The organism is Chryseobacterium indologenes (genome assembly GCF_001295265.1).
GTDB classification, from domain to species: Bacteria; Bacteroidota; Bacteroidia; order Flavobacteriales; family Weeksellaceae; genus Chryseobacterium; species Chryseobacterium indologenes_A.
Genome location: NZ_LJOD01000001.1, coordinates 860,163 through 880,068, shown reverse-complemented (window position 1 = coordinate 880,068; position 19,906 = coordinate 860,163). Strand labels below are relative to the sequence as shown.

General features: G+C 39.7%; 22 protein-coding genes. 18 read left to right on the top strand and 4 right to left on the bottom strand.

The window, feature by feature from the left end; all coding sequences use genetic code 11:
* Positions 1-9: 9 nt before the first annotated feature.
* The 17 genes from namA (at position 10) to AOB46_RS03890 (ending at position 16,331) form a co-directional block, all read left to right on the top strand.
* Positions 10-1,062: an NADPH dehydrogenase NamA gene (namA, locus tag AOB46_RS03965; protein WP_062696725.1), complete on the top strand. Its 1,053-nt coding sequence runs from the start codon at positions 10-12 to the stop codon at positions 1,060-1,062.
* 102 nt (positions 1,063-1,164) lie between these two features.
* On the top strand, positions 1,165-1,440 hold the full coding sequence (locus AOB46_RS03960; RefSeq protein ID WP_062696724.1) for a DUF2752 domain-containing protein: 276 nt from the start codon (positions 1,165-1,167) through the stop codon (positions 1,438-1,440).
* A 230-nt stretch (positions 1,441-1,670) separates the two neighbouring features.
* Positions 1,671-2,075: a type VI secretion system tube protein TssD gene (gene tssD, locus AOB46_RS03955; RefSeq protein WP_062696723.1), complete on the top strand. Its 405-nt coding sequence runs from the start codon at positions 1,671-1,673 to the stop codon at positions 2,073-2,075.
* A gap of 384 nt (positions 2,076-2,459) precedes the next feature.
* Positions 2,460-4,391: a type VI secretion system Vgr family protein gene (locus AOB46_RS03950; RefSeq protein WP_062696722.1), complete on the top strand. Its 1,932-nt coding sequence runs from the start codon at positions 2,460-2,462 to the stop codon at positions 4,389-4,391.
* A gap of 1 nt (position 4,392) precedes the next feature.
* Positions 4,393-4,563, top strand: a complete 171-nt coding sequence (locus AOB46_RS23300; protein WP_157845034.1) for a hypothetical protein — start codon at positions 4,393-4,395, stop codon at positions 4,561-4,563.
* Between the two features lie 12 nt (positions 4,564-4,575).
* The gene (locus AOB46_RS03945; RefSeq protein WP_062696721.1) at positions 4,576-6,036 is read left to right on the top strand and encodes a phospholipase effector Tle1 domain-containing protein; all 1,461 of its coding nucleotides are present in this window, start codon (positions 4,576-4,578) and stop codon (positions 6,034-6,036) included.
* Positions 6,033-6,314: a hypothetical protein gene (locus tag AOB46_RS03940; RefSeq protein WP_062696720.1), complete on the top strand. Its 282-nt coding sequence runs from the start codon at positions 6,033-6,035 to the stop codon at positions 6,312-6,314. The genes AOB46_RS03945 and AOB46_RS03940 overlap by 4 nt, the downstream gene beginning before the upstream one ends.
* Positions 6,315-6,390: 76 nt before the next feature.
* The gene (locus AOB46_RS03935; RefSeq protein ID WP_062696719.1) at positions 6,391-7,350 is read left to right on the top strand and encodes a DUF2931 family protein; all 960 of its coding nucleotides are present in this window, start codon (positions 6,391-6,393) and stop codon (positions 7,348-7,350) included.
* A 28-nt stretch (positions 7,351-7,378) separates the two neighbouring features.
* Entirely contained in the window at positions 7,379-8,419 is a 1,041-nt protein-coding gene (locus AOB46_RS03930; RefSeq protein WP_062696718.1) for a LysM peptidoglycan-binding domain-containing protein, read from the top strand.
* 17 nt (positions 8,420-8,436) lie between these two features.
* Positions 8,437-9,498 carry a hypothetical protein gene (locus tag AOB46_RS03925; RefSeq protein WP_062696717.1) on the top strand — a complete coding sequence of 354 codons (1,062 nt, stop codon included), beginning with the start codon at positions 8,437-8,439 and terminating at the stop codon, positions 9,496-9,498.
* A gap of 2 nt (positions 9,499-9,500) precedes the next feature.
* Positions 9,501-10,001, top strand: coding sequence for a DUF4280 domain-containing protein (locus tag AOB46_RS03920; RefSeq protein ID WP_062696716.1), 501 nt, complete (start codon positions 9,501-9,503; stop codon positions 9,999-10,001).
* A gap of 3 nt (positions 10,002-10,004) precedes the next feature.
* Positions 10,005-12,848 carry an OmpA family protein gene (locus AOB46_RS03915; protein ID WP_062696715.1) on the top strand — a complete coding sequence of 948 codons (2,844 nt, stop codon included), beginning with the start codon at positions 10,005-10,007 and terminating at the stop codon, positions 12,846-12,848.
* A gap of 79 nt (positions 12,849-12,927) precedes the next feature.
* Positions 12,928-13,788, top strand: coding sequence for a hypothetical protein (locus tag AOB46_RS03910; protein ID WP_131724315.1), 861 nt, complete (start codon positions 12,928-12,930; stop codon positions 13,786-13,788).
* A gap of 64 nt (positions 13,789-13,852) precedes the next feature.
* Positions 13,853-14,506, top strand: coding sequence for a DUF3592 domain-containing protein (locus tag AOB46_RS03905; RefSeq protein ID WP_062696713.1), 654 nt, complete (start codon positions 13,853-13,855; stop codon positions 14,504-14,506).
* Positions 14,507-14,630: 124 nt separating this feature from the next.
* Complete coding sequence (locus AOB46_RS03900; RefSeq protein WP_062696712.1) at positions 14,631-15,416, top strand: hypothetical protein; 786 nt, start codon at positions 14,631-14,633, stop codon at positions 15,414-15,416.
* Positions 15,416-15,976: a LemA family protein gene (locus AOB46_RS03895; protein WP_062696711.1), complete on the top strand. Its 561-nt coding sequence runs from the start codon at positions 15,416-15,418 to the stop codon at positions 15,974-15,976. Before AOB46_RS03900 ends, AOB46_RS03895 begins: the two co-directional genes overlap by 1 nt.
* On the top strand, positions 15,957-16,331 hold the full coding sequence (locus tag AOB46_RS03890) for a hypothetical protein (protein ID WP_062696710.1): 375 nt from the start codon (positions 15,957-15,959) through the stop codon (positions 16,329-16,331). Before AOB46_RS03895 ends, AOB46_RS03890 begins: the two co-directional genes overlap by 20 nt.
* A 74-nt stretch (positions 16,332-16,405) precedes the next feature.
* Here the strand turns inward: AOB46_RS03890 and AOB46_RS03885 are convergent, their stop codons facing one another.
* The 3 genes from AOB46_RS03885 to AOB46_RS03875 form a co-directional block, all read right to left on the bottom strand.
* Positions 16,406-17,926 (bottom strand): endonuclease, encoded by a 1,521-nt coding sequence (locus AOB46_RS03885; protein ID WP_062696709.1) that lies wholly within the window; start codon positions 17,924-17,926, stop codon positions 16,406-16,408.
* Between the two features lie 268 nt (positions 17,927-18,194).
* Entirely contained in the window at positions 18,195-18,722 is a 528-nt protein-coding gene (locus AOB46_RS03880; RefSeq protein WP_062696708.1) for a DUF4136 domain-containing protein, read from the bottom strand.
* Position 18,723: 1 nt separating this feature from the next.
* Positions 18,724-18,906, bottom strand: coding sequence for a DUF5522 domain-containing protein (locus AOB46_RS03875; RefSeq protein WP_007842321.1), 183 nt, complete (start codon positions 18,904-18,906; stop codon positions 18,724-18,726).
* A gap of 40 nt (positions 18,907-18,946) precedes the next feature.
* On the opposite strand from AOB46_RS03875, the gene AOB46_RS03870 reads away from it, so the two are divergent.
* Positions 18,947-19,273: a hypothetical protein gene (locus AOB46_RS03870; protein WP_062696707.1), complete on the top strand. Its 327-nt coding sequence runs from the start codon at positions 18,947-18,949 to the stop codon at positions 19,271-19,273.
* A gap of 7 nt (positions 19,274-19,280) precedes the next feature.
* Here the strand turns inward: AOB46_RS03870 and AOB46_RS03865 are convergent, their stop codons facing one another.
* Entirely contained in the window at positions 19,281-19,889 is a 609-nt protein-coding gene (locus tag AOB46_RS03865) for a hypothetical protein (protein WP_062696706.1), read from the bottom strand.
* Between the last annotated feature and the right edge of the window lie 17 nt (positions 19,890-19,906).

Sequence of the window (19,906 nt, the reverse complement as noted above, 5' to 3'; positions counted from 1 at the left end):
TAAGATAAAATGCTGTATACACCAATAAAATTCAGAAATATTGAAATAAAAAACCGTTGGGTAATGTCACCCATGTGTATGTATTCCTCTGAAAACGGGCTTGCCAATGACTTTCATTTCGTACATTATGGCAGCAGGGCACAAGGCGGAACAGGATTGCTTATGGTAGAAGCTACCGGAGTAGAGCCCAAAGGAAGGATTACCAACAAATGTATGGGAATATGGAACGATGAACAGGCAGACCAGCTTCAAAAAATCGTTAATTTTGTTCATACCCGTTCTGAAAGTAAAATAGGAATTCAGCTGGCTCACGCAGGAAGAAAAGGGTCAACATGGAATAATCAGCAGATTTCTCTTGAAGAAGGCTGGGAAACATTGGCTCCAAGCCCGATCCCTTATCACCCGGATGAACGGATTCCTCATGTATTGACCACAGATGAGGTTAAGCAGCAGGTTCAGAATTTTAAAGAAGCCGCAAAAAGAGCAGTAAAGGCAGGTTTTGATATCATTGAAATCCACGGAGCCCACGGATATCTGATCCATCAGTTTCTGTCCCCGCTTTCCAACATAAGAACAGATGAATACGGAGGAAGTTTTGAAAACAGAATTCGGTTTTTAATAGAGATTGTAGACGCTGTTAATGAAGAACTGGACGGAAATACCGCTCTTTTTGTCAGAATTTCCGGAACAGAATACGCAGAAAATGGCTGGAATATCGAAGACAGTGTACAACTCAGTAAAGTGTTAAAAGAACATTCCGTTGACCTTATAGATGTTTCCAGCGGAGGAAATATTCATGGGGCAAAGATTTCAGTTTTTAACGGATACCAGGTTCCCTTCTCTTCCCAGGTAAGGAATGGGGCAGATGTAAAAACAGGTGCTGTGGGATTAATTACCACACCGGGTCAGGCGGAGGACATTCTTCAGAAAGGAGATGCAGATCTGATATTTGTAGCCAGAGAGATCTTAAGAAATCCTTACATCGCAATACATGGCGCTTTTGAAATGAAAGAAGAATGCTTTTTCCCGCATCAGTACTCAAGGGCAAAAATTTCTTCCTGATGAAATATTTGTATATATTAAAACCTACTGATCTGTGAAAAAATCTCCGTTCGCTTATTGGGGGCAGATTTCACAGGTTTTTAAAATTACTATGGAAATAATATGAGCATAGAAGACTTTATGCTGACCTGTCCCATCAAAAAATATCTGGGGTTTGAATGCCTGGGCTGCGGAGCTCAGAGGGCCGCAGTATTGGTATTTCAGGGAAAATTTACGGAAGCCTTTCACACCTATCCCGCAATATATACTTTGCTGGTGTTTTTCTTTACACTGGGTCTGAGTTTTATTGACCGGAAAAGAAAATACGGCACTGTTTTAATGAGCATGGCTGCTGTTAATCTGGTTATTATCATTGCTGCCTATGTGTATAAACATTAAAGCGGTTTACACTTTTTCATAAAACCATAAACCGAAGGTTGCCAAAAAGTTAAACAGGTTTATTATTAAATGGTCAGTTTTTCCGGAAAAACCAGAATAAAAGTCGTAGAATTACTACAATTTACGAAACTTTTTCTTAAAAACTTTTCAGATTAGAACCTGAATTTTATCTTTGCCTCCGAATCTGATGAATAGTATTTTCGTCAGGAGAAAGATAAAAATTTAAGAATATGGCAGGAAATTCAAGAGGAATCTTAAAATTCAATGGAGGCGAGGGTCAAAAATTGTTAAAGCTAAACTACAGTGTTTCAAGATCTACAGATGTTTCTGGACGTGTAGCATCCGATCCGTCAAATGCTCTTATCAAGGTAACAATAGAAGCAACGGAAAAATCTGATATTCTGGAAAGTTTGCTGAACAGCAAATACAAACCTACAAACGGAGAAATTACATTCAATAAATCCCATGAAGAAGGAACCCTGATCTCGTTAAAGTGGGAAAACGGGTATGTGATCCAGCATGAAGTAGACTTTGATGCACTGGACAGCAATAATATGCTGATCAGCTTTATCGTAAGTGCAGAAAGCATCATTTACGGTAGCGCATACTACGATGGACTTTGGCCTTTAAGCTAGTCCTGAGTATTCAAAATATAAAGAGACTGTCCCTGGAAAGACGGTCTTTTTTTCCCTGATATGAACATCTCTTTTATGGAATTTTAGCAAATCAGATACTAAAATTTTAAATATCAGAAAAGCAAATTTGGAAATGGAACAATTATGGCAATCAGGAATATACATTGAATTAATTATATGAAAATAATTTTTTCAAAGATAGACAGAAAAGCTTTGTTGATAGTAAAAATACGCAGCTGTTGACGGTTCCGGCTTATTTTTGATCATAATGATCAATATATTTTCCAGGTTTTTGGGTTTGGCCCGCTTTATGGACTTGCAGAAATTCCTGTATAATTGAATAATTATCAAATAAAAAAAACAAATCACCGATAGAAACAAAATATGTCAGTTACACCTGAAAAATCAAGAGGATCATCTTTCCGTCCCGCACAAAATGCAGACGGAGTATCCGAAAATCATCATATAGGCATTAACCGTCTGGTCAAGCTTTCCCTTGTGATAGAGGGAAAGATTATTAAGTATTACAAACATTTTAAGCTTAAGCAGAGTACCAGACGGCATCACGAATTTACCCTTACCCTTGCACACGATACCCTGGGAGACCGGCAGACCCATTCTCTGGAAGATGCCAATAAATTCCTTGGAAAGCGGCTTACAGCTGTTATTTCTTACAAAGATATAGATAACAGCCCCGAAAGAACCTTTGTTGGTATCATTACAGGAGTAGGTTTCAGCCAGGAAAAAATGAGTCTGGGAAATATAGTGCTTACGGGATACAGCCCGACCATTCTGTTAGACGGTGCTCCGCATATTCAGAGTTTCGGAGGCAGCCAGCCGGTAAACATGGGAATTATTGCTGAAGAGATTATCCGCCAGGGGATTGATAAAAACCGTTTTGATATCAGAATAGATGCCAATAACTTCTCACAGATCATCTACAGCAGCCAGTATGATGAAACCCATTATAATTACTTGGCGAGAATGGCAGAAGCCTATGGTGAACAGTTTTATTATGACGGTGAAGTACTTCATTTCGGAAAACTTCCACCTCAGAACAAACCTATTATGCTGACTTACGGAAGCAGTGTCAACGATATCAGAGTAGACCTGAAAGCAGTACATACCAAACCGCAGTTCTATGGCTACAACAGCAGCAGAAATGAAAAACTGACTTCTGGTGCAACACCGGTACAGCACGTAGGGGATCTGGCAAAAACAGCCTATGAACACAACAACAATATCTATAAAACACCCGCACTTCAGGTAGCTCCCATTAAAGCTGCTACCCATCTTGATATTGAATACTCACAGAAAAGCGCATCAGGAAGCGAAGCCGTAAACGTTTTTTCCATATCAGGAAATACCACAGTACCTTTCCTGCATCCAGGCTGTGTTGCCGATGTACAGATGCGTAAGCCTGACTCCAATGAAACATCCTATTTTACAAGAATCATGATCACGGAATCTGAACATGAGATTGATACCATAGGACATTACCAGGGAAGCTTTTCAGGAATTGCAGCCGATACAGGATTCCTTCCGAGACCTGAATTTAACATTCCTAAAGCAGAACCTCAGACTGCCGTTGTTATTTCCAATGCCGATCCTGAAGGACAGGGAAGAATACAGGTGAGATTTGACTGGCAGACCAATGATACCACACATTTCATCAGAATGATGAGCCCTGATGCCGGAGGAACCGATCAGATCACCCAGAACAGAGGCTATGTTGCCATTCCGGAAGTAGGAGATCAGGTGATGGTGAATTTCGTTCACAGCCACCCGGACAGGCCGTTTGTTATGGGAGGAATGTTCCATGGAGGAGTTGGTTTGGGAGGCGGAATTAATAACCACCTGAAATCAATACAGACCAGAAGCGGAATCAGGATTCTGATGAACGATGAAGAAGGAAGTGTGAAAATCCTGGATCCGAGCGGAAATACCTTCTTTATGGACGGACAGGGAAATATCAGCGTTAAAGCTCCTAAAAACTTTACCCTGAACGCCGGAGAAAATGTAAGCATCACAGCCGGAAAAGAAATTTCAGTTGATGCCGGAGCAAGCATTACCAGTACAGCCAATGAAAATATCAGCTCTACGGCTGGAAAAGATATAGAACAGACCGCTTCGGGAGACATCAGGGAATCTTCAGATACCCGGACAGAGCTGGTAGAAAAAGAATTCAAAAGAGAATCTGAGACTTCCAATGAAATTGCCGGTGAAATATCCATGTTCAGCGAACTTGAAAATATGACCATGCAGAGCGGCAAGATCGTAGAATTCAACAGCGCCGAAAAATCAAAACTCTTCTGATATGGCAATCATCAAAACAGCAACCAATATCAGGGTAACCGTTAAAGATACCTACCATCTGAACGTTGGAAAAAAGGTTGAAAAAATTGCAAAAAAAATTAATGTAGAGGCACGAAAGGAAAACCTTGTTCTGGCAAGCAACAAGAAAATCATGTCTCATGGAAACAAATAAATTACAGAATCTATGTCAAATGTAGTTTTTGGAAATTATGAGCCGTCACCGCCGGGAAAAGGACAGATTGATATCCGCATCGGAATTTTTTTTGATGGTACCCAGAATAGCCGGGCCAATACCAGAGCCGGAGGAAATGAGCCAGGATATACCCCTACGGCCAGCGAAAAGGAAGTTTATAAAAAACAGTCCAATAAAGAGGACGACAGTTATACCAATGATCTGTCTAATGTAGCCAGAAAAGAATACTGGTATAAGGAAGACAGAAGTAAAAATGTTGCCAAGATTTATATCGAGGGAATCGGGACAGAGGATCTGGGTTCGGACAGTGATAAAAAGCTGGATCATAAAGGAGTAGCCTATGGTGCCGGCAGTACCGGTGTCAGGGCAAAGGTAGAAAAAGGATGCCGGAGAGTCGCTGAAAAGGTTAATGAGCTGAAGGGCAGATATGAAGTAAATACCATTACTCTTGATGTATTCGGCTTCAGCAGAGGAGCTGCCGCAGCAAGAAACTTCGTATTTGAAGTCACTCAGACTAATCCCAAAAACGGAATTCTTGGAAACCTTCTCAATAGAAGCCAGATAGAATATAATGCTATAAGAATAAGATTTTTAGGAATTTATGATACCGTTTCTTCCTATGATCCCAATGCAAAAGAAACCACCACAGATCCGGATTTTACCAATGATGTGGCAGAACTGAACCTGAATACGCTTAAAGCCAGGAATATTGTCCATCTGGCAGCATCAGACGAGCACCGGGAGAATTTTATGCTTACCAGGACGCAGCTGGCAGGCGGAACAGATTATTATCTGCCGGGGGTACACTCAGATGTGGGAGGCTGTTATACCCATAACATGCCGGAGGAAAAACAGATCATGGATTTTGACAATACTCCGGGAGACGGGCTGGACAATGATGACTATAAAAAGATCCTGAATAATGACCTGAATCATCTTATTGCACAGGGATGGTTTACAAAAGAGGAAGTGACACGCCCTAACTACTGGCTGGAAACCTATATCAACAGGGCGAAGATCAGCAACAGGTACAGCTTCATTCCACTGCACATCATGAGTGAGCTGGTGAATAAAAACTATGCCGATACTATTGATCTGGCCAACCTCAGCAAATCCTACAAAATTCCTGATGGAAAAGAAGATGCTTATTATCCGCTAGATCTGACCAAAGTGAAGAAAAGACTGGATGAATATATCAATGGAACTGCTCCGCAGATGATTTACTATACCAACAGGCAGATCGAAGATATGAGGAAGCAGCTGGCCCTGAAGAAGATCAGTGTGGCAAATTTTAACAGGATTGTTTCAGATCATAACATACTGATAGAACTCAGGAACAGGTATCTGCACTGGAATTCAAAATTCGGAGCAATCGGATACCGACCTAATTATACACTGGATATAGATAATCTGCAGGTAAGAAGATGGCGTAGAATGGCTCCCCACTCATGAAAATACTTATAAAACATATCGCTTTCAGGTTTATCCTTTTGCTGATTCCTTATCTGGCATTCTATTTCATGTATGCCGAAAGCGGATTCAAAGGGCAGACTTATGACATAGACGAAATTCCGTTGTATGTCTTTTTTACCGTATGGGTTTACATACTTGTGGAGACGTTTTTCTGGCTGTATAAAAAAAACAGAACCAAATGGCTCAGTAATATAGCCGTATTGCTGTTGATGGCTGCTTTATATTTTATATTACCTCATAGAAATTATTTTAACTGAACCAATAATGAACATGAAAACAGGTATTATTAGTTTATTGATTTTTGTAAGTTCATTCATTTCATGCCAAAATAAAATGGAAAAATATCAATGGCTTCCTACGGAAAGCTCACCTTCTCTATACCCGATGAATATTTACCAGGGATATCTTTTTCTTGAAGATGGAAATAAAGTATACATTCCCTGTTCCGGAGTGTCGCACACAGGATGGGGCTACAGCGGATCTCTGCATACCCAGGGAGAAGATCTTAAAGCGGTTCCGGTGAGGCTGGAAGTAACATGGGCATCATTCCTTGAAAATAAATTTTACAAAGGAAACTGGGATCTTCCCGTAGACAAAATCAAAAAGCTCTTTAAAGAAGGTACGGTTAACTGGAGAACCAATGAAAAAGAAAGCTACTCCTCCGTTGTGGTGGGGCTGGCGCCGGGAGGCGTGGTGGTTGTATGGCTGTATGGAAATGATCAGCAGGTAGAAATAGGAAGATTCCAGGCAAAAGAAACTACCGTTGCCATGAAAGACTATGTTCCGGGAAATCCTACCATTTCACAGGAGGAATATTTTAATATGAGCAGCTCCGTGCCGGAAGCCTATGAAAATATGAAAGCTAAAGGCATTCCTTTCGGAATCTGGGATACCTATCGTAAAAAATACAATTGGAAAACAAAAACAGAGATTCCGGGGCATGTCCTGAAAAATGTGACTATGGAAATGTATAACGGAGAAGAAGAGACATTGTTCAATCAGTCCGTTATTGAAAATCCTTTCAAAGAAAGAGCTGTTCCCCGTCTTATCTCTTACCAGTTTGAATCGAAAAACGGAACCCAGACCGTTTTTGAAGTCAAATATTTTGATGAAGATGAAATCTTTTCTCTGTTTAAAAATGCAGATGAAAATCAGCCCATTGAAATTATTCTTAAGATGAATGAAGATTTGAGTAACAGAAAGCTGGTGCTCAGACAGAATGATAAGGAAATCCCGATCAGGAAGATTGATACGGATAATATGTGGAAGACCAAAAAATATGAACCCAGGTAAAAGAATACCCGTCTGATTCAGGGAATTTATGCAGAAGTTTAACAGACATACCATTCAGAAAAATGAAACCCTACAGAGTATTGCATCGCTTTACGGCATGGATACAGATGCTTTGAAGCTGTTTCACAACAATCAGTGTGAGGTAAAAGATATGATCCTGATCGGGCTTACCGGTCAGAAAGAACTTTTCCTTCCCAGAACAGCCGTTGCCGATAAAAGCAGGCTCGTAAAGTTCGGTCCGGGAAATACCCTCCTGTTTCAGCCAGAACATTCATCCCAAAGATATGCAGTTGCGATTATCATTGATAACGGCAGCCGTAGAAGCGAATTAAAATATACAACTTCTGTACGATGGCTGAAAACCGAAAACAGACTGCATTTTTTTGAAATTGACAGAACCTCCTCCCTTTACCTGAATGAAGAAGAAGTGAACGAAATAGCAGACCTGCTGGCCTATAAGACCTCCAAAGTTCTTTATCCGCTGCAGATCAGCACAGACAGGCATGGAAAATTCAATGCAGTAGAAAACCTTTCTGTATTCAAAGAAAGATGGCCTGCCGTGAAAGAAGAGGTGTACCGATTATTTGAAGGCGAAACAGTAGATCATTACTGTCAGAAGATCGAATATATTATTGATGAACCTGATGCAATCGGTCTCTATCTGAAGAATGATTATTTCCTTAGAGCTTTATTTTTCGGAATTTATCAGCGCTTCGGAGAAGAATATCAAACAGAAATAACAGAAACTTTTCCGGTAGTTGACAATGTGATGGAGCCTGTTTTCGGAATAAAACTCGAAACAGATCCTCTGAAAGACGAATATGATCTCATCCAGATAAAAGGAAACGGAATATTAAACGATGAACGGTCGGCCAATGATTTTATGGCCGGAACACCATTTTCATTAACCTTTGATGACGATGTGCAAATAAATCATGACGGGAGCATACATCTTCACTATTTCCTGAACGGGAAAACAACGCTTGCAGAATCCATTTACCTGGAATGTGACATCAGCCTTGAACAGGAAAAGAAAGTAACCGTAGAAATAGCCGCTATAACAGAATAAAAAATAAACAAAATAATATGAAAACAAGATTAAACGATAAATTGCTTACACTGGTTTCAATCCTGTGTTTCAGCCTGTATTTTGGGCAGAAAACAGAATTTACCGTACCTAAAAGCATTGAGACATTACAAAGCACCATTTTTTATTTTAGCAATGATTTTACCAGAGATGAAGCCAAAGCAGCGGCTGCGTCAGATACTGATTTTTCCACTTCGGTTGATCTTTACAACCTTAAAGATGAAGCAGGAAAAAAGAATCCTTATCTGATTCTTGCTCTGAAAAATGGGGCAAAACCCAAACAATTCATCAGGCAGGCCGCCTGGAATATAAACATGAAAAAGCTGTCTGCCAAAAGTACAAAAGTCAGCATCTCCCTTCAGGAAGTCATTCCGGACAGCTGGTCGAAAAAAGAAGTGGATGCTAAGCAGACCCAATCAACAGGTCTTCTGGAAAAAGAGATCAAAGCATTTCTGCTAAGTGATAAAGGAGAAGTTGCAAAAGCTCAGCAAGCCATAGATGCGGGCGAAGCTGCATCGGAAGCCGCAGTAGAAGCAACAGCCGCTGTTGAAGCTGCATCGGAAGCCGCAGATTTTGCAGTAGAAAGCACACAGAAGAAGAAAACAGCATCTAAAAAATTACAGAACCTGTTCAGTAAAAAGCAGTTCATAGCCCTGCCGGCATCAGAAGCTTCCTTTACTAAGCTGCTACAGATAAAAGCAAGTCAGATACCATGTGAAAGCTGTAAAAACGGAATGCAGAGCAGCTGGGATTTCGATGATTTTAACCTGATTTACGGGCATATGACCGATGGAACAGAATATTATGGCCTGCAATATTACGGGGATAAAGCGGTTTCAGGACTACCATACGGATTAGTGTTCAACAGCAGTTCGCCCACAGAATGCAGGGATAAGTTTGCCAGATATAACGCCAGTCTTTACCAGACTTCGGTAGAAGTAGATGAAAATACATCCAGTGCCCTTACCGTTGTTACGTTTAAGATGAATTCCTCATTTGTCCGTCTGGAATTCGGAAACAGTTATTTAACCAGAGTTTTAATTTCCTCTAAAGAATTTTAGCCATGGCAGAACAACATATTGTAGTACAGGGAGCGATGTGCAAATGCCAGTTCGGGCAGGCTCCGGATAAGCTCAAAGTACTTACCCACCAGAAAGAATACGCCAATGATAAGGACGGCTCTAAAAAGCTTATTGTAACCACCAAAGAAATAGGAGGAGCTACATTCGAAAAAAATACTTTTGGAAACTGTACCAAAAACGGAGGCCCGCCACCACCCTGTAAGATTATGGTCACCGAATGGCAGGATTTCTATGATAAAGTACAGCTAAGCAACGGAGGTTACATTATTTTAGAAAAAAGTAAGGCTATCTGTGCGGTTGCCGGCACACCATGTATTGAGATCATTGATCATGGCCAGCGAGCAGAAGCCAGCCAGCAGAACTTTAAGAATGCAGATAAAGATGTGCAGCAGCAGATCAATCCGCTTGTAAGTTCCGATGAAATGTATAAAGAAGAGCCTACCCACGAAGGAGTAGAAGCAGGAGAATCCCCAAAATTGTAAGCGATGGCAAAAGGAATAAAGAAAATAAAATTTGTACCGATGCCCAATGAGGCGAATAATTCGAACTCCCGGTTCGGACCGGATAAATGGGTATGTGTTCCTGCTGATAAAAAGGCGCATTTCTACATCAAAGAATGGCACAAAGACACCACCGAAGAACAAAAGAAAGGAAAACTTTACTGGATGGTTCTCGATAAGAACCGTAAAAATATTGTGGAACGTCTTCACTGCATGACAGACAAATATTTTTCATACAGAATTCCCAAACGTCTCTGCGGCTATACCTATTATGTAGAAGCCAGTATGACAGGGAAACCGGATGCAGCTTATACGGGACTTATGATCATCGGGTTCTGTGATCCGCTTATTACCTCCAGCAAATGGAGTAAGACAAGAGGCGGAACGAACATCAGGAATACCGACAGCAAAAATTTCGGAGTTTCCTACGGAGAAACTATTCATTTTCATGCCGATACAGAAGGAATCAATGGGGAAGTAGTGACCATAGAAGTTCACAATGAAATGTGGAGCGGAGATTATAAAATGCGTACCATATATAATGTGGAAGTAAAAGACGGACAGATCAATCTCGAAATTCCGAATACCTCACAATGGAAAGCATACATCAAATATATTCAGGAAAATGAAGAGTTTTATGTAAAAATTAAAAGAAAGAACGGAACCTACGTCAAAGATAAAGCCGGAAACGACAGGCACGGAAAATACCTGAACATTAAAAATGCAGTAAAAGCAGTTGTTAAAACACCTCCTTCCAATCAGACCCCTCTGATTATCGGGCAGCCGAATACAGATATTTCAAGGGTAGGAACCTGTAAATTCAAACAGATTAAAATCAACGAAACAGATGAGTTTATTGTTTTTGAAGACGGAAAATCCAAGATCAAACCTGTAGGAACAACCCCTCTGGAACAGAAACATTTTGTGTTTTTCGATTTTAACAAAAGTGCTGTAAGAGCAGATGCACAGAAAACGTTGAGCTCGCTGGTAGCCCTGTTGAAGTCTAACCCGCATTCCCAGATCATTATAGACGGTCATGCCGATGAAAGAGGTCCGGGGGATTACAACCTGAAACTGTCGCAGGACAGATCAGAAGCCGTTATGAACTTCATGAAAAGTAACGGGCTGGGATCTTCCAGATTTAAGTGTCACGGACATGGGGAAAGCCAGCTGATTCATAAGGGAACCAAACTTACTGAAGCACAGCATCAGCAGAACAGGAGAGCAATGATTCGTTTCAATTATTATGAAAATAATTATGCCCCTATTATTTTTGAAACCATAGCTCCGTTTGCCGGTAAAACCAAAAACCTTACTGTAAGCGCGGTAAATAAAGAAAGAAAAGGCTGCAGGAGTAGCCATAAAGACGAAATCATCATCCAGGAGGCCGGACTTCCTAAGAAAACGGAAGCTAAAAATACCGTCGTTTATCCGGTAAGTGCCGATATTGGAAATGATTTTATCCCGAACTACCTTAAGTATTTTGGAAAATACATCAATTATTTTTCCTCAATGCACAAAAGCTATTATTTCTATATCAACAGCTGTACGTATTTCCCCCAGAAAGATAAGCCAACCCTTCAGGTAAAAACCTATCCGGATATTGTCTGGCTGGCTCACGGAAAATATGATTTTGAAGAAGACTATTTCTTTCACAATCACAGTGTAGACCTTCAGAAAGGATTTGTCACAGAATTTGAATCTTTCATCGAGAGGGTTTATTTAGGAACTTCCGTGACACTTGTAGATTATATGGCGAAACAGGTTCTTCTGGACTATATAAAATCCGAAGCCCAAAAGCTGGAAGCCGGATTACATGCCATTCACAACCGTACTCAGGAGAAAAAGGGAACAGCACTCAGCCTGACCGGAACCACCGTGAATTTTATAACCCAGACCAAATATACCAAATATGCAACCAGTATTGCCATGTTTGGTTTCGTATGTCTGCAGATTGTTATCGAAATTCTTATCCTGATCCTTACCCGGGGAAGAAGCGGCATCAGTAAGCTGAAGAAAATAAAAAAACTGGCGAAAGGCGTACAGAAAGCAATGAAAGCCATAGAAAGTCTGCCCGATTCCATAGAGCTGGTAGGCCCTTCCATGGCGTACAAAAGCGGACTGTATTATTACAAGCAGGCTGACGGAAGAGTAGCCATGATCTTTGAGGCAGGAATTAAAATAGATCCTTTAATAGGAGTAAAATATGAGCTTGTAGGCAAAGACCTTCTGGATTATGTAACCGATAAAACCTTAAAAGATAAGCTCCCTGAAACAAAACATAAGGACTTTGAAGATATAAGAGACAAAGTTAAAGGGACCTATGAAGATAAAACAACCAATATTTCATTCTCAGTAAGCATTATCGGAGCCATAAGTATTGAGCAGAATGTAAAATATAACTTCCTTACGAAGACCTATACCTTCTCTAAACAGGCAGGTAACTATTACGATGAGGTGAAGGGAATCATTGCTTTTGGGCAGTATGTGAGAGGAAAAGCAGAAGTAAAAAGTATTTTTTATAAAGAATTGTTTAGCTTTACCCCTTTAAAAACACAGGTAAAGCTGGAGGCTAAATTAGAAATAGACTGTTCCTTCGGAATTGTACAGCAGTACGGGAAGGATGAAGGAGGATTCTTTGTAGATAACAGCCTGTATTTTTCCGGATTGAAAGGAAAGTATAAGTTTAAATCTGAAGTGAAAAACCAACAACTGGGTATTGATTGGGAAACCTCTACCGAAACAGATAAGGACAAAGAAGATAAGTCATTCATTATTTTTAAAGAAAAGACCATCACATTATACAAGATATACCTGCTTAAAACTTAATACGATGAAGTATTCAAGACTGATTTTTTTAATGCTGATATTTACCTTCAGCCTGAGTTGCTCACAAAAAAAAGATAACATGCAAAACAATATAGAAATTAATTCAAAAAATATAGTTGAAGAGATCACCAGTAAAGTAAAACACTATGATTACGAGCCCAGATATTTTATAGAAATAGGGCAGAATATGGGCAATGCTGAGATTTTTGTAAACGGGCTGCCGGTTTACAGAAACTTTGAAGAAGAATCAGTCAGTACTTCAGTCAGCATCAATCACTGTATTTTCAGATCCGGAGTGCAGAAAATTACCTATAAAATTTATACCGACAGCCCCGCTCATAGCTTCTTAGAGCTCAACGTTAAAGAATTTGATAATAAAAAACATGATGCTCCGGGAAAAGAAGTCATCATGCACAGAAGCCGGGCGTTGGTAAAAAATGTAGATTACAACACTACCCCCTACGAATATACTTTTGAATTTAAAGCAACCGTTCCCTATCAGCTGAATCAGCCCAAAGAATATAAAAACCTGAAGAAACTGGGGAATGATGTGCTTAACGCAGAATTAAAAGAAAGGTACGGCAAGATTAAAAATCTATATGAAAATAAAGATATTGACGGGCTGGCAAGAGCAGTGTATCCAAGCATGAGCAACCAGTATATTTCAGAATACAATGACAGTACCGTAAAAACAGGCTGGAACGAACTGACTGAAGTTTACAAAAACACCACCCTCAAAATGCAGGATGCAGAATCTTATGATACAGAAATTAGTGAAGACGGAAAATTTGCAAGATTCATCCAGAAAAGCACAGATCCAAGACTTAAGCACAGAAGCGTACTCTGGGGATTATATAAAGTAGGAGGGAAGACAAAGGCCATGTTCAACAGCAGTTCTTTTTATCTAACGGAAGGAAAGACAAAACTGGAGATTTATTAAACAGGATACTCATAGAAAAGGAAATAAATTCGTCAAACAGCAATAAAGAGAAAAGTAAAATCTTATGACTTTTTTCGGATACTTTGTTCTTGTGGTTACCTTATTTTCCGTATATGCGGGATATAGAATTTTCAGTAAGATAATCCGGATAAGAAATAGAGATAAAAAAGAGGGGAGTATCCCGGAAAAGATATTTCTTCTTTTTTTTGTATGCCTGGTCATGGTTGTGATCAATACCCTTACTTTCGTACTGTCGTATAGCTTTTTCTGGGAAAAGGCCTACAGAACTTTAAGCGAAAACAGGTATGAAGCTGTGGTTACCGGTTATAAAAAAGAAATAGTGAAAAGCCAGAGCTTCCGGAATTCTTCCTATTCCGATAAACCCGTGTATTTTCCTGAAGTAGAATATACCAACAGAGAAGGGGATAAAATAACCAAAACATTAGATATTGCAGAGAATAATCCACCACATATCGGGCAGCGCCTTCAGATCACCGATAAGAGTTCTGAAAATAGCGCTAATGCTGTAGACCTCAACTGGATGATGCTCTTTTTGGGAAGTATCTTTACAGCAATGGCAGCATTTTCCGCCTGTTTATTATGGTCTTATACAACAGCACATTCATTGAAAAAAAGACTGATCCTATCCATATATTGTGGCTTATTGATCCTGTCTCTCAATATAGCCTGTATTGCCGTTATTTATCTTAAACAGTAATAAAATCAGGCTTTTTCCGGTGTTTTTTTAATTGAAGATTCATCGTTTTTTAATTTCAGATAAAGTGTATTTTTAAACTTCCGGCCTGTGTATAAAATATTCAGCGGATAATAATAACATAACCATGAGAAACGAAAGAAAAAGATCATACCTGGGATGGATAATTTTTGCAGTTATCCTGCTCTGTCTGACCTATTTTATTGTATGGGCTGCGGTTTTTAAGGAGAAAATGCCGCTGCACCACGTCATGCTTAGCATATCCCGTAATTATGATGCCTATGCAGAACAGCTGTTTGTGCTTTTCCCTCTGGCTTTTTTTGTTTTCATCGCACTGGTTTTAATGAAACCTACACCTGCCAAACGTTTTCTCAGGCTTCAGGCATCCCTGCCTACCTCAAAAATAAAATCCATGGCCAAAGGTCTTGTGGAAATTGAAGGAACCCTGATCATGGGCGAGCCGCTTATTTCTCCGGTAGATGGTGAAGAATGTATCGGATATTATTACACCATAGAAGATATAGAAAGAGATTCCGACGGGAAAGATTCCTACAGAACCATTCACCGCGAAACACAATGCAAGCCCTTCCGCATGCAGGATGAAACCGGAATTGCAGACGTACAACCGGAAGGTATTGAGTTCGTTCTTCTGGCAGAAACCAACGTAAACCGGGAGAATAATAAAAGATATACAGAAACCCTTCTGAAAAACGGCCAGAAAATGCTACTGGTAGGATATGCAGATGCAGAGGACGGAATAACTTTCATCCGAAAAGACAACCATTACAAAATATTAGGCATTACATCTGCTTCAGGAATTACCATCTGGAACAAATATCAGCCGCTGCTGCGATCATTCATGTTTACGTGTACTGCGGTGATTATAATGATTATTTACATACTTTTACAATAATGAATCAGACTACCGCAATAGCATTTTCTATCCTTCTGGTGATCGCCGTAATTGGCTTTTTCATCAACATTTACAATAAGCTGGTCCTGCTCAGATTCAATATAGAAAAGGCTTACAGCAATATAGACGTCGTTCTGAAGCAGAGGGCAGACGAAATCCCCAATCTGGTAAGCGTAGCCAGACACTATATGAATTATGAAAAAGAAATTCTTACCCGCCTGACAGAGCTCAGATCCTCCTATAAGAATGCTGCAGATTCTGATCAGAAGACAGGATTGGCTAATGAAACGACAAGAGCCCTTCAGTCATTCTTTGCGGTATCTGAGAATTATCCGGAACTCAAGTCCAATAATAATTTCCTTGAATTGCAGAACAGAATCACCGAACTTGAAAATAAAATTGCGGACCGAAGAGAATTCTTTAACGACAGCGTCAGCCTATACAATATCGACATTCATGAATTTCCCAATGTGATCTTCGCCAGGCTGCTCGGTTACAAAAATAAAACCCTACTGGAAATCCCTGATTCAGAAAAATATTATGAAAATATTCAGCTTTAATACCTTCTTCGGATTGGAACAGGAACTGACGGAGCATCCCGAAACTGTAATTTTTGCCGCTATGTTCCTGCCATTGACAGTAGCAGTACTCCTGATACCCATAGCGTGGATATTCAGAAAACTGAAACTGAATATGTATCTTATTCAGGCATTGTATTACTCATTGATTTTCACCTTTATATTGGGTGCTATCGCTATATTTGTCCTTTTCCTCACTACCGACAGGAACGGTGTTAAGCTCGCTTACTGCTGGCTGGCCATTTTCATCGGAATGCTCACCTTTTCAATTGTTAATACCTCTACGCTTAACAAAATGTTTACGGATTGGGGCAAGATAATCAAGGCTAAAAAATAAATTTAAAATTTTTGGCAACCCGGAAAATAAAAAAGACCGGCTTTACCGGTCTCATGATGCTATCGTATTCAAAACTATTTCACTAAAAATTTTAACGTAGACTGGTCCAGTTTCAATAAATAAACTCCTTGTCCAAGATTTTGGATTCTGATAGAATTTCCGTTTTTAAAAGGTTGGTCAATCGTCTGAAGAGGTCTTCCCTGCAGATTATAGATTTCTGCTTTTTTGATGTTCTGAACATTTCCTTTCACAAATATTTCCTGTCCTGAAATTGGATTAGGGTAAACCTGAAGCTCCTGAATAGGAGAATCAGAAGAAAGTGTTCTGCTTTGGTTGGAGGTTCCGGAATAGCAGGTCCATTTCAGATCATCAATGGCAATTCTGTTGCCTGAAGAATTATTAACCAGGCTTACTGTTACATTTCCGGAAACATTGATATTACTGATTGTTGTTGTAGTTGCAGTTGTACTGTAAGGAACAGTTCCCACAGTGGTTCCGTTTACTTTTACCTCTAAATTCCCGTTGCTTCCTGAAAATTTCAGCTGCGTAGTTACCGTTAATGATCCGATTCCGTTACCTGAGCTGCCTGAAGTTAAAGAACCGTTTCTCACGGTAATGGCTTTATTGTTAATCGTTTGATCAGTTCTTGCATCTGTGGCGGTCCATGAAACACCTCCGCTCGTCCATGTTCTTGTTGTGTAAGATGCATTGGCTGCCGGAATAGATTCAAATGTTTCGTTGATACAGCCTGTTCCCGGATTAGGATTAGGATTAGTGGTTCCCGGATTGGAAGATCCCCAGATCAGGTTCACATAATTCGGATTGTCGATAAATGGATTTCTGTTTCCCTGGTATTTGTACGATGCATTATTTCGGTTAACCTCTGCCGGAGAAACAGGATCCTGATTATGCCATGCGAGCAGCACATTCAGTTCCCAGGTCTGTAGTCCCGGAAATGCAGAGCTTCCCAGCATATTTCCGGAAGAAAAAGAGGAAAGCTTGCTTTGGTAACGGGTTACAAAATAGAAAATCATACGGGCTACATCCCCTTTAAACTCATCTATCGGTTCAAATACAGTTCCCGAATAGCCTGAGGAGGCAGAGCTGCCGAGTTTGGAGCCGTTTTTTGAAGTAAATGTAGCCGTTCCCACTTTCCCGAAAGGATAATTGCTTCTCATCCCGTTCACCTTTCCGTCCGTAGCACGGATGAAATGAATATCCGAAACCATTGGCGAAGACTGATTGAACAGACTTTGAGGAACAATATGCTCACGGTTGTAGCAGTCGCCTTCCGTTCCGTAGGTTCCGCACTGGCTGGTTCCCGGAGTATACTTATAGGGATCCGTTCCGTCAGGCTTCTCTGAATAAATATCCATGATAGAACCGTCATTTTCATAATTTTTATCAATATCAGTGGTTTTGTAACCAGTCCACAGACCGCTATAACCTTTGTCCTGATGTCCGTTGGTAATGATGGTGCTTAATGCCGTTTTCAGCGATGCTCCGCTCAGTCCGTTGGCTGAATTGTAGTACCCTGCAGGAGCCTGGGCATTGGCAAACCCCGCTATTACAGTGAATAAGATGATTTTTTTCATATCAATAAAATTTCCGTAAGATTACTACATTTCAGTGAATAAAAAATGACATTATCGTTAATTTTGAATGTACAGCCTTTTTATTTTTATATGCTGAGGATAATATTCTGCTGATAATGAAAAAATGAGCAAAAAATCCTTTGTTGTAAATTTTTTATAGGAGATTAGGTCTAACAGGTTCTCAAAGATCTGTCAGGTTTAGAAAAATAGCCAACAAAAAACCGATACAAAAAACTGTACCGGCTATATATCATAAGCAATTAAAATCCTATTTTCTCTGTGGCGGATAATTCTTCATAATCTCGGCCATAATTTCAGGGATTTGTCTCTGTTTGGCTTTTGGTGAATCTACAGAAATCCCGCTTCCGATTCCCTGCCATACCAGTTTATTGGTTCTTGAATCAATAAGATCTACAATTAAAGCACCTTCGTTATAGTTGCTGGTCCATGTTCTGCTCATGCCGACACCCCATCCGAAAGGACCGCCCCATCCATACATTCCATACGGAGTATTGTTGGTAATATCAGTGATTTTTTTGTGATTGGCTTTTACATTAACAATCAGATCAGGATTTTCTCCGGATTGAAGACCTTTGCTCTGAAGTTGTCTCGACAGTTCATTCAGAACCCTGTCTTTATCAATGTCATTTAATTTCAGGTCGTCAATTCTTATTTTATACGTTTTATACGTAGTAAAATTAGCGGTTTCAGCATAATCTGAACGTACCTGGAAAGGACTACACGATGTGAGGGCTAATGAAGCCGATGCCAACAAAATAAAAATATATTTTTTCATTTTATTTATTTTTTTTATCGTTTTTTATGAATGTATCAGTCTTTTTATCGTACCCGTAAGGACAGTGTCTGCATCCGCTTTTACAGCAGTATCCCCTTTTCAGATGAAATTTCTCTGTAAAAACCTTGTACCCCTGTTCATTATAGTAAAAGTCTTCACCTTCTTTGATGTCATAATGGGCCATAAGTTAAATCTCTAAGTCAAAAAAACTTTATATTTGTTATATGATAATTGTATGCCAAAAGCCATTAAAAAAACTTAAAATTAACGGCATTACTCTCTTTCCTTTTATCTTTATTAGGAAACCCGAAGATAAGGAAAATAAAATACTTATCAATCACGAAAGAATCCATTTAAGACAGCAGATGGAGCTGTTGGTTATTTTCTTCTATATAGTATATGTTATTGAATATTACTACTGGTTTTTCAGATTAAAAAACGGATATCTGGCCTACAGAAGAATTTCATTTGAAAGAGAAGCCTATACCAATGAGTCGGATTTGAGCTATCTCAAAAAAAGAAAGCTCTGGAATTTCAGAAAATACCTGTAGCTGCTGTTTACTTCCTGTTTTCCCATTCTTTATCAAAATCCTGCTGATTTTTTTCAGGTGGAAAATAGTTTTGCCGGTTTCTGCCCATATCGTAAGAAATGGCTTTTCCTATCAGGATATCGAGATCCGGAATGATCCAGTCCGGGGAACCTTTTTTCTCCTGCCCGTTGGTAAACACCTTCACAGCTTTCCCGTCATTCATTTCTACCTTCATCAACAGGCATGGACCTATATACCCTGAACAGGAGTGCCCCGTATACAACCCTTTGGCTGTTGTACCATCATTAAATGTAATATTAAGCTCCAGGTAATTTCTGGGCTGGGTGGACTGTACACCATAGCGGGCATAACTTTCAATAGTTTTGATGGATTTTAAATAATTGACTGTATTTTGGCGGCTTTCACTTATATATCCGGGATACATTGTGCTTTGCGTATGATTTTCAATCTGCTGATCTACCTGTGCATTGAACATACTGATGATTTTGTCATTGGATTGATCCACCTTGTCAAATTCAGATTTTGAACCAAAAGGATTTCCCAGAAATGCATACAGGATACCGCCTGAAAGGCCTGTAATAATGAGAATGACAGCAATGGCAGAGAGTTTTTTCATGGCAGGTGCATATTTTT

Bases quoted from the DNA above. Each gene is read 5' to 3' on its own strand.
- namA (WP_062696725.1), top strand. From the start codon at position 10: ATGCTGTATACACCAATAAAATTCAGAAATATTGAAATAAAAAACCGT.
- AOB46_RS03960 (WP_062696724.1), top strand. From the start codon at position 1,165: ATGAGCATAGAAGACTTTATGCTGACCTGTCCCATCAAAAAATATCTG.
- tssD (WP_062696723.1), top strand. From the start codon at position 1,671: ATGGCAGGAAATTCAAGAGGAATCTTAAAATTCAATGGAGGCGAGGGT.
- AOB46_RS03950 (WP_062696722.1), top strand. From the start codon at position 2,460: ATGTCAGTTACACCTGAAAAATCAAGAGGATCATCTTTCCGTCCCGCA.
- AOB46_RS23300 (WP_157845034.1), top strand. From the start codon at position 4,393: ATGGCAATCATCAAAACAGCAACCAATATCAGGGTAACCGTTAAAGAT.
- AOB46_RS03945 (WP_062696721.1), top strand. From the start codon at position 4,576: ATGTCAAATGTAGTTTTTGGAAATTATGAGCCGTCACCGCCGGGAAAA.
- AOB46_RS03940 (WP_062696720.1), top strand. From the start codon at position 6,033: ATGAAAATACTTATAAAACATATCGCTTTCAGGTTTATCCTTTTGCTG.
- AOB46_RS03935 (WP_062696719.1), top strand. From the start codon at position 6,391: ATGGAAAAATATCAATGGCTTCCTACGGAAAGCTCACCTTCTCTATAC.
- AOB46_RS03930 (WP_062696718.1), top strand. From the start codon at position 7,379: ATGCAGAAGTTTAACAGACATACCATTCAGAAAAATGAAACCCTACAG.
- AOB46_RS03925 (WP_062696717.1), top strand. From the start codon at position 8,437: ATGAAAACAAGATTAAACGATAAATTGCTTACACTGGTTTCAATCCTG.
- AOB46_RS03920 (WP_062696716.1), top strand. From the start codon at position 9,501: ATGGCAGAACAACATATTGTAGTACAGGGAGCGATGTGCAAATGCCAG.
- AOB46_RS03915 (WP_062696715.1), top strand. From the start codon at position 10,005: ATGGCAAAAGGAATAAAGAAAATAAAATTTGTACCGATGCCCAATGAG.
- AOB46_RS03910 (WP_131724315.1), top strand. From the start codon at position 12,928: ATGCAAAACAATATAGAAATTAATTCAAAAAATATAGTTGAAGAGATC.
- AOB46_RS03905 (WP_062696713.1), top strand. From the start codon at position 13,853: ATGACTTTTTTCGGATACTTTGTTCTTGTGGTTACCTTATTTTCCGTA.
- AOB46_RS03900 (WP_062696712.1), top strand. From the start codon at position 14,631: ATGAGAAACGAAAGAAAAAGATCATACCTGGGATGGATAATTTTTGCA.
- AOB46_RS03895 (WP_062696711.1), top strand. From the start codon at position 15,416: ATGAATCAGACTACCGCAATAGCATTTTCTATCCTTCTGGTGATCGCC.
- AOB46_RS03890 (WP_062696710.1), top strand. From the start codon at position 15,957: ATGAAAATATTCAGCTTTAATACCTTCTTCGGATTGGAACAGGAACTG.
- AOB46_RS03885 (WP_062696709.1), bottom strand. From the start codon at position 17,926: ATGAAAAAAATCATCTTATTCACTGTAATAGCGGGGTTTGCCAATGCC.
- AOB46_RS03880 (WP_062696708.1), bottom strand. From the start codon at position 18,722: ATGAAAAAATATATTTTTATTTTGTTGGCATCGGCTTCATTAGCCCTC.
- AOB46_RS03875 (WP_007842321.1), bottom strand. From the start codon at position 18,906: ATGGCCCATTATGACATCAAAGAAGGTGAAGACTTTTACTATAATGAA.
- AOB46_RS03870 (WP_062696707.1), top strand. From the start codon at position 18,947: ATGATAATTGTATGCCAAAAGCCATTAAAAAAACTTAAAATTAACGGC.
- AOB46_RS03865 (WP_062696706.1), bottom strand. From the start codon at position 19,889: ATGAAAAAACTCTCTGCCATTGCTGTCATTCTCATTATTACAGGCCTT.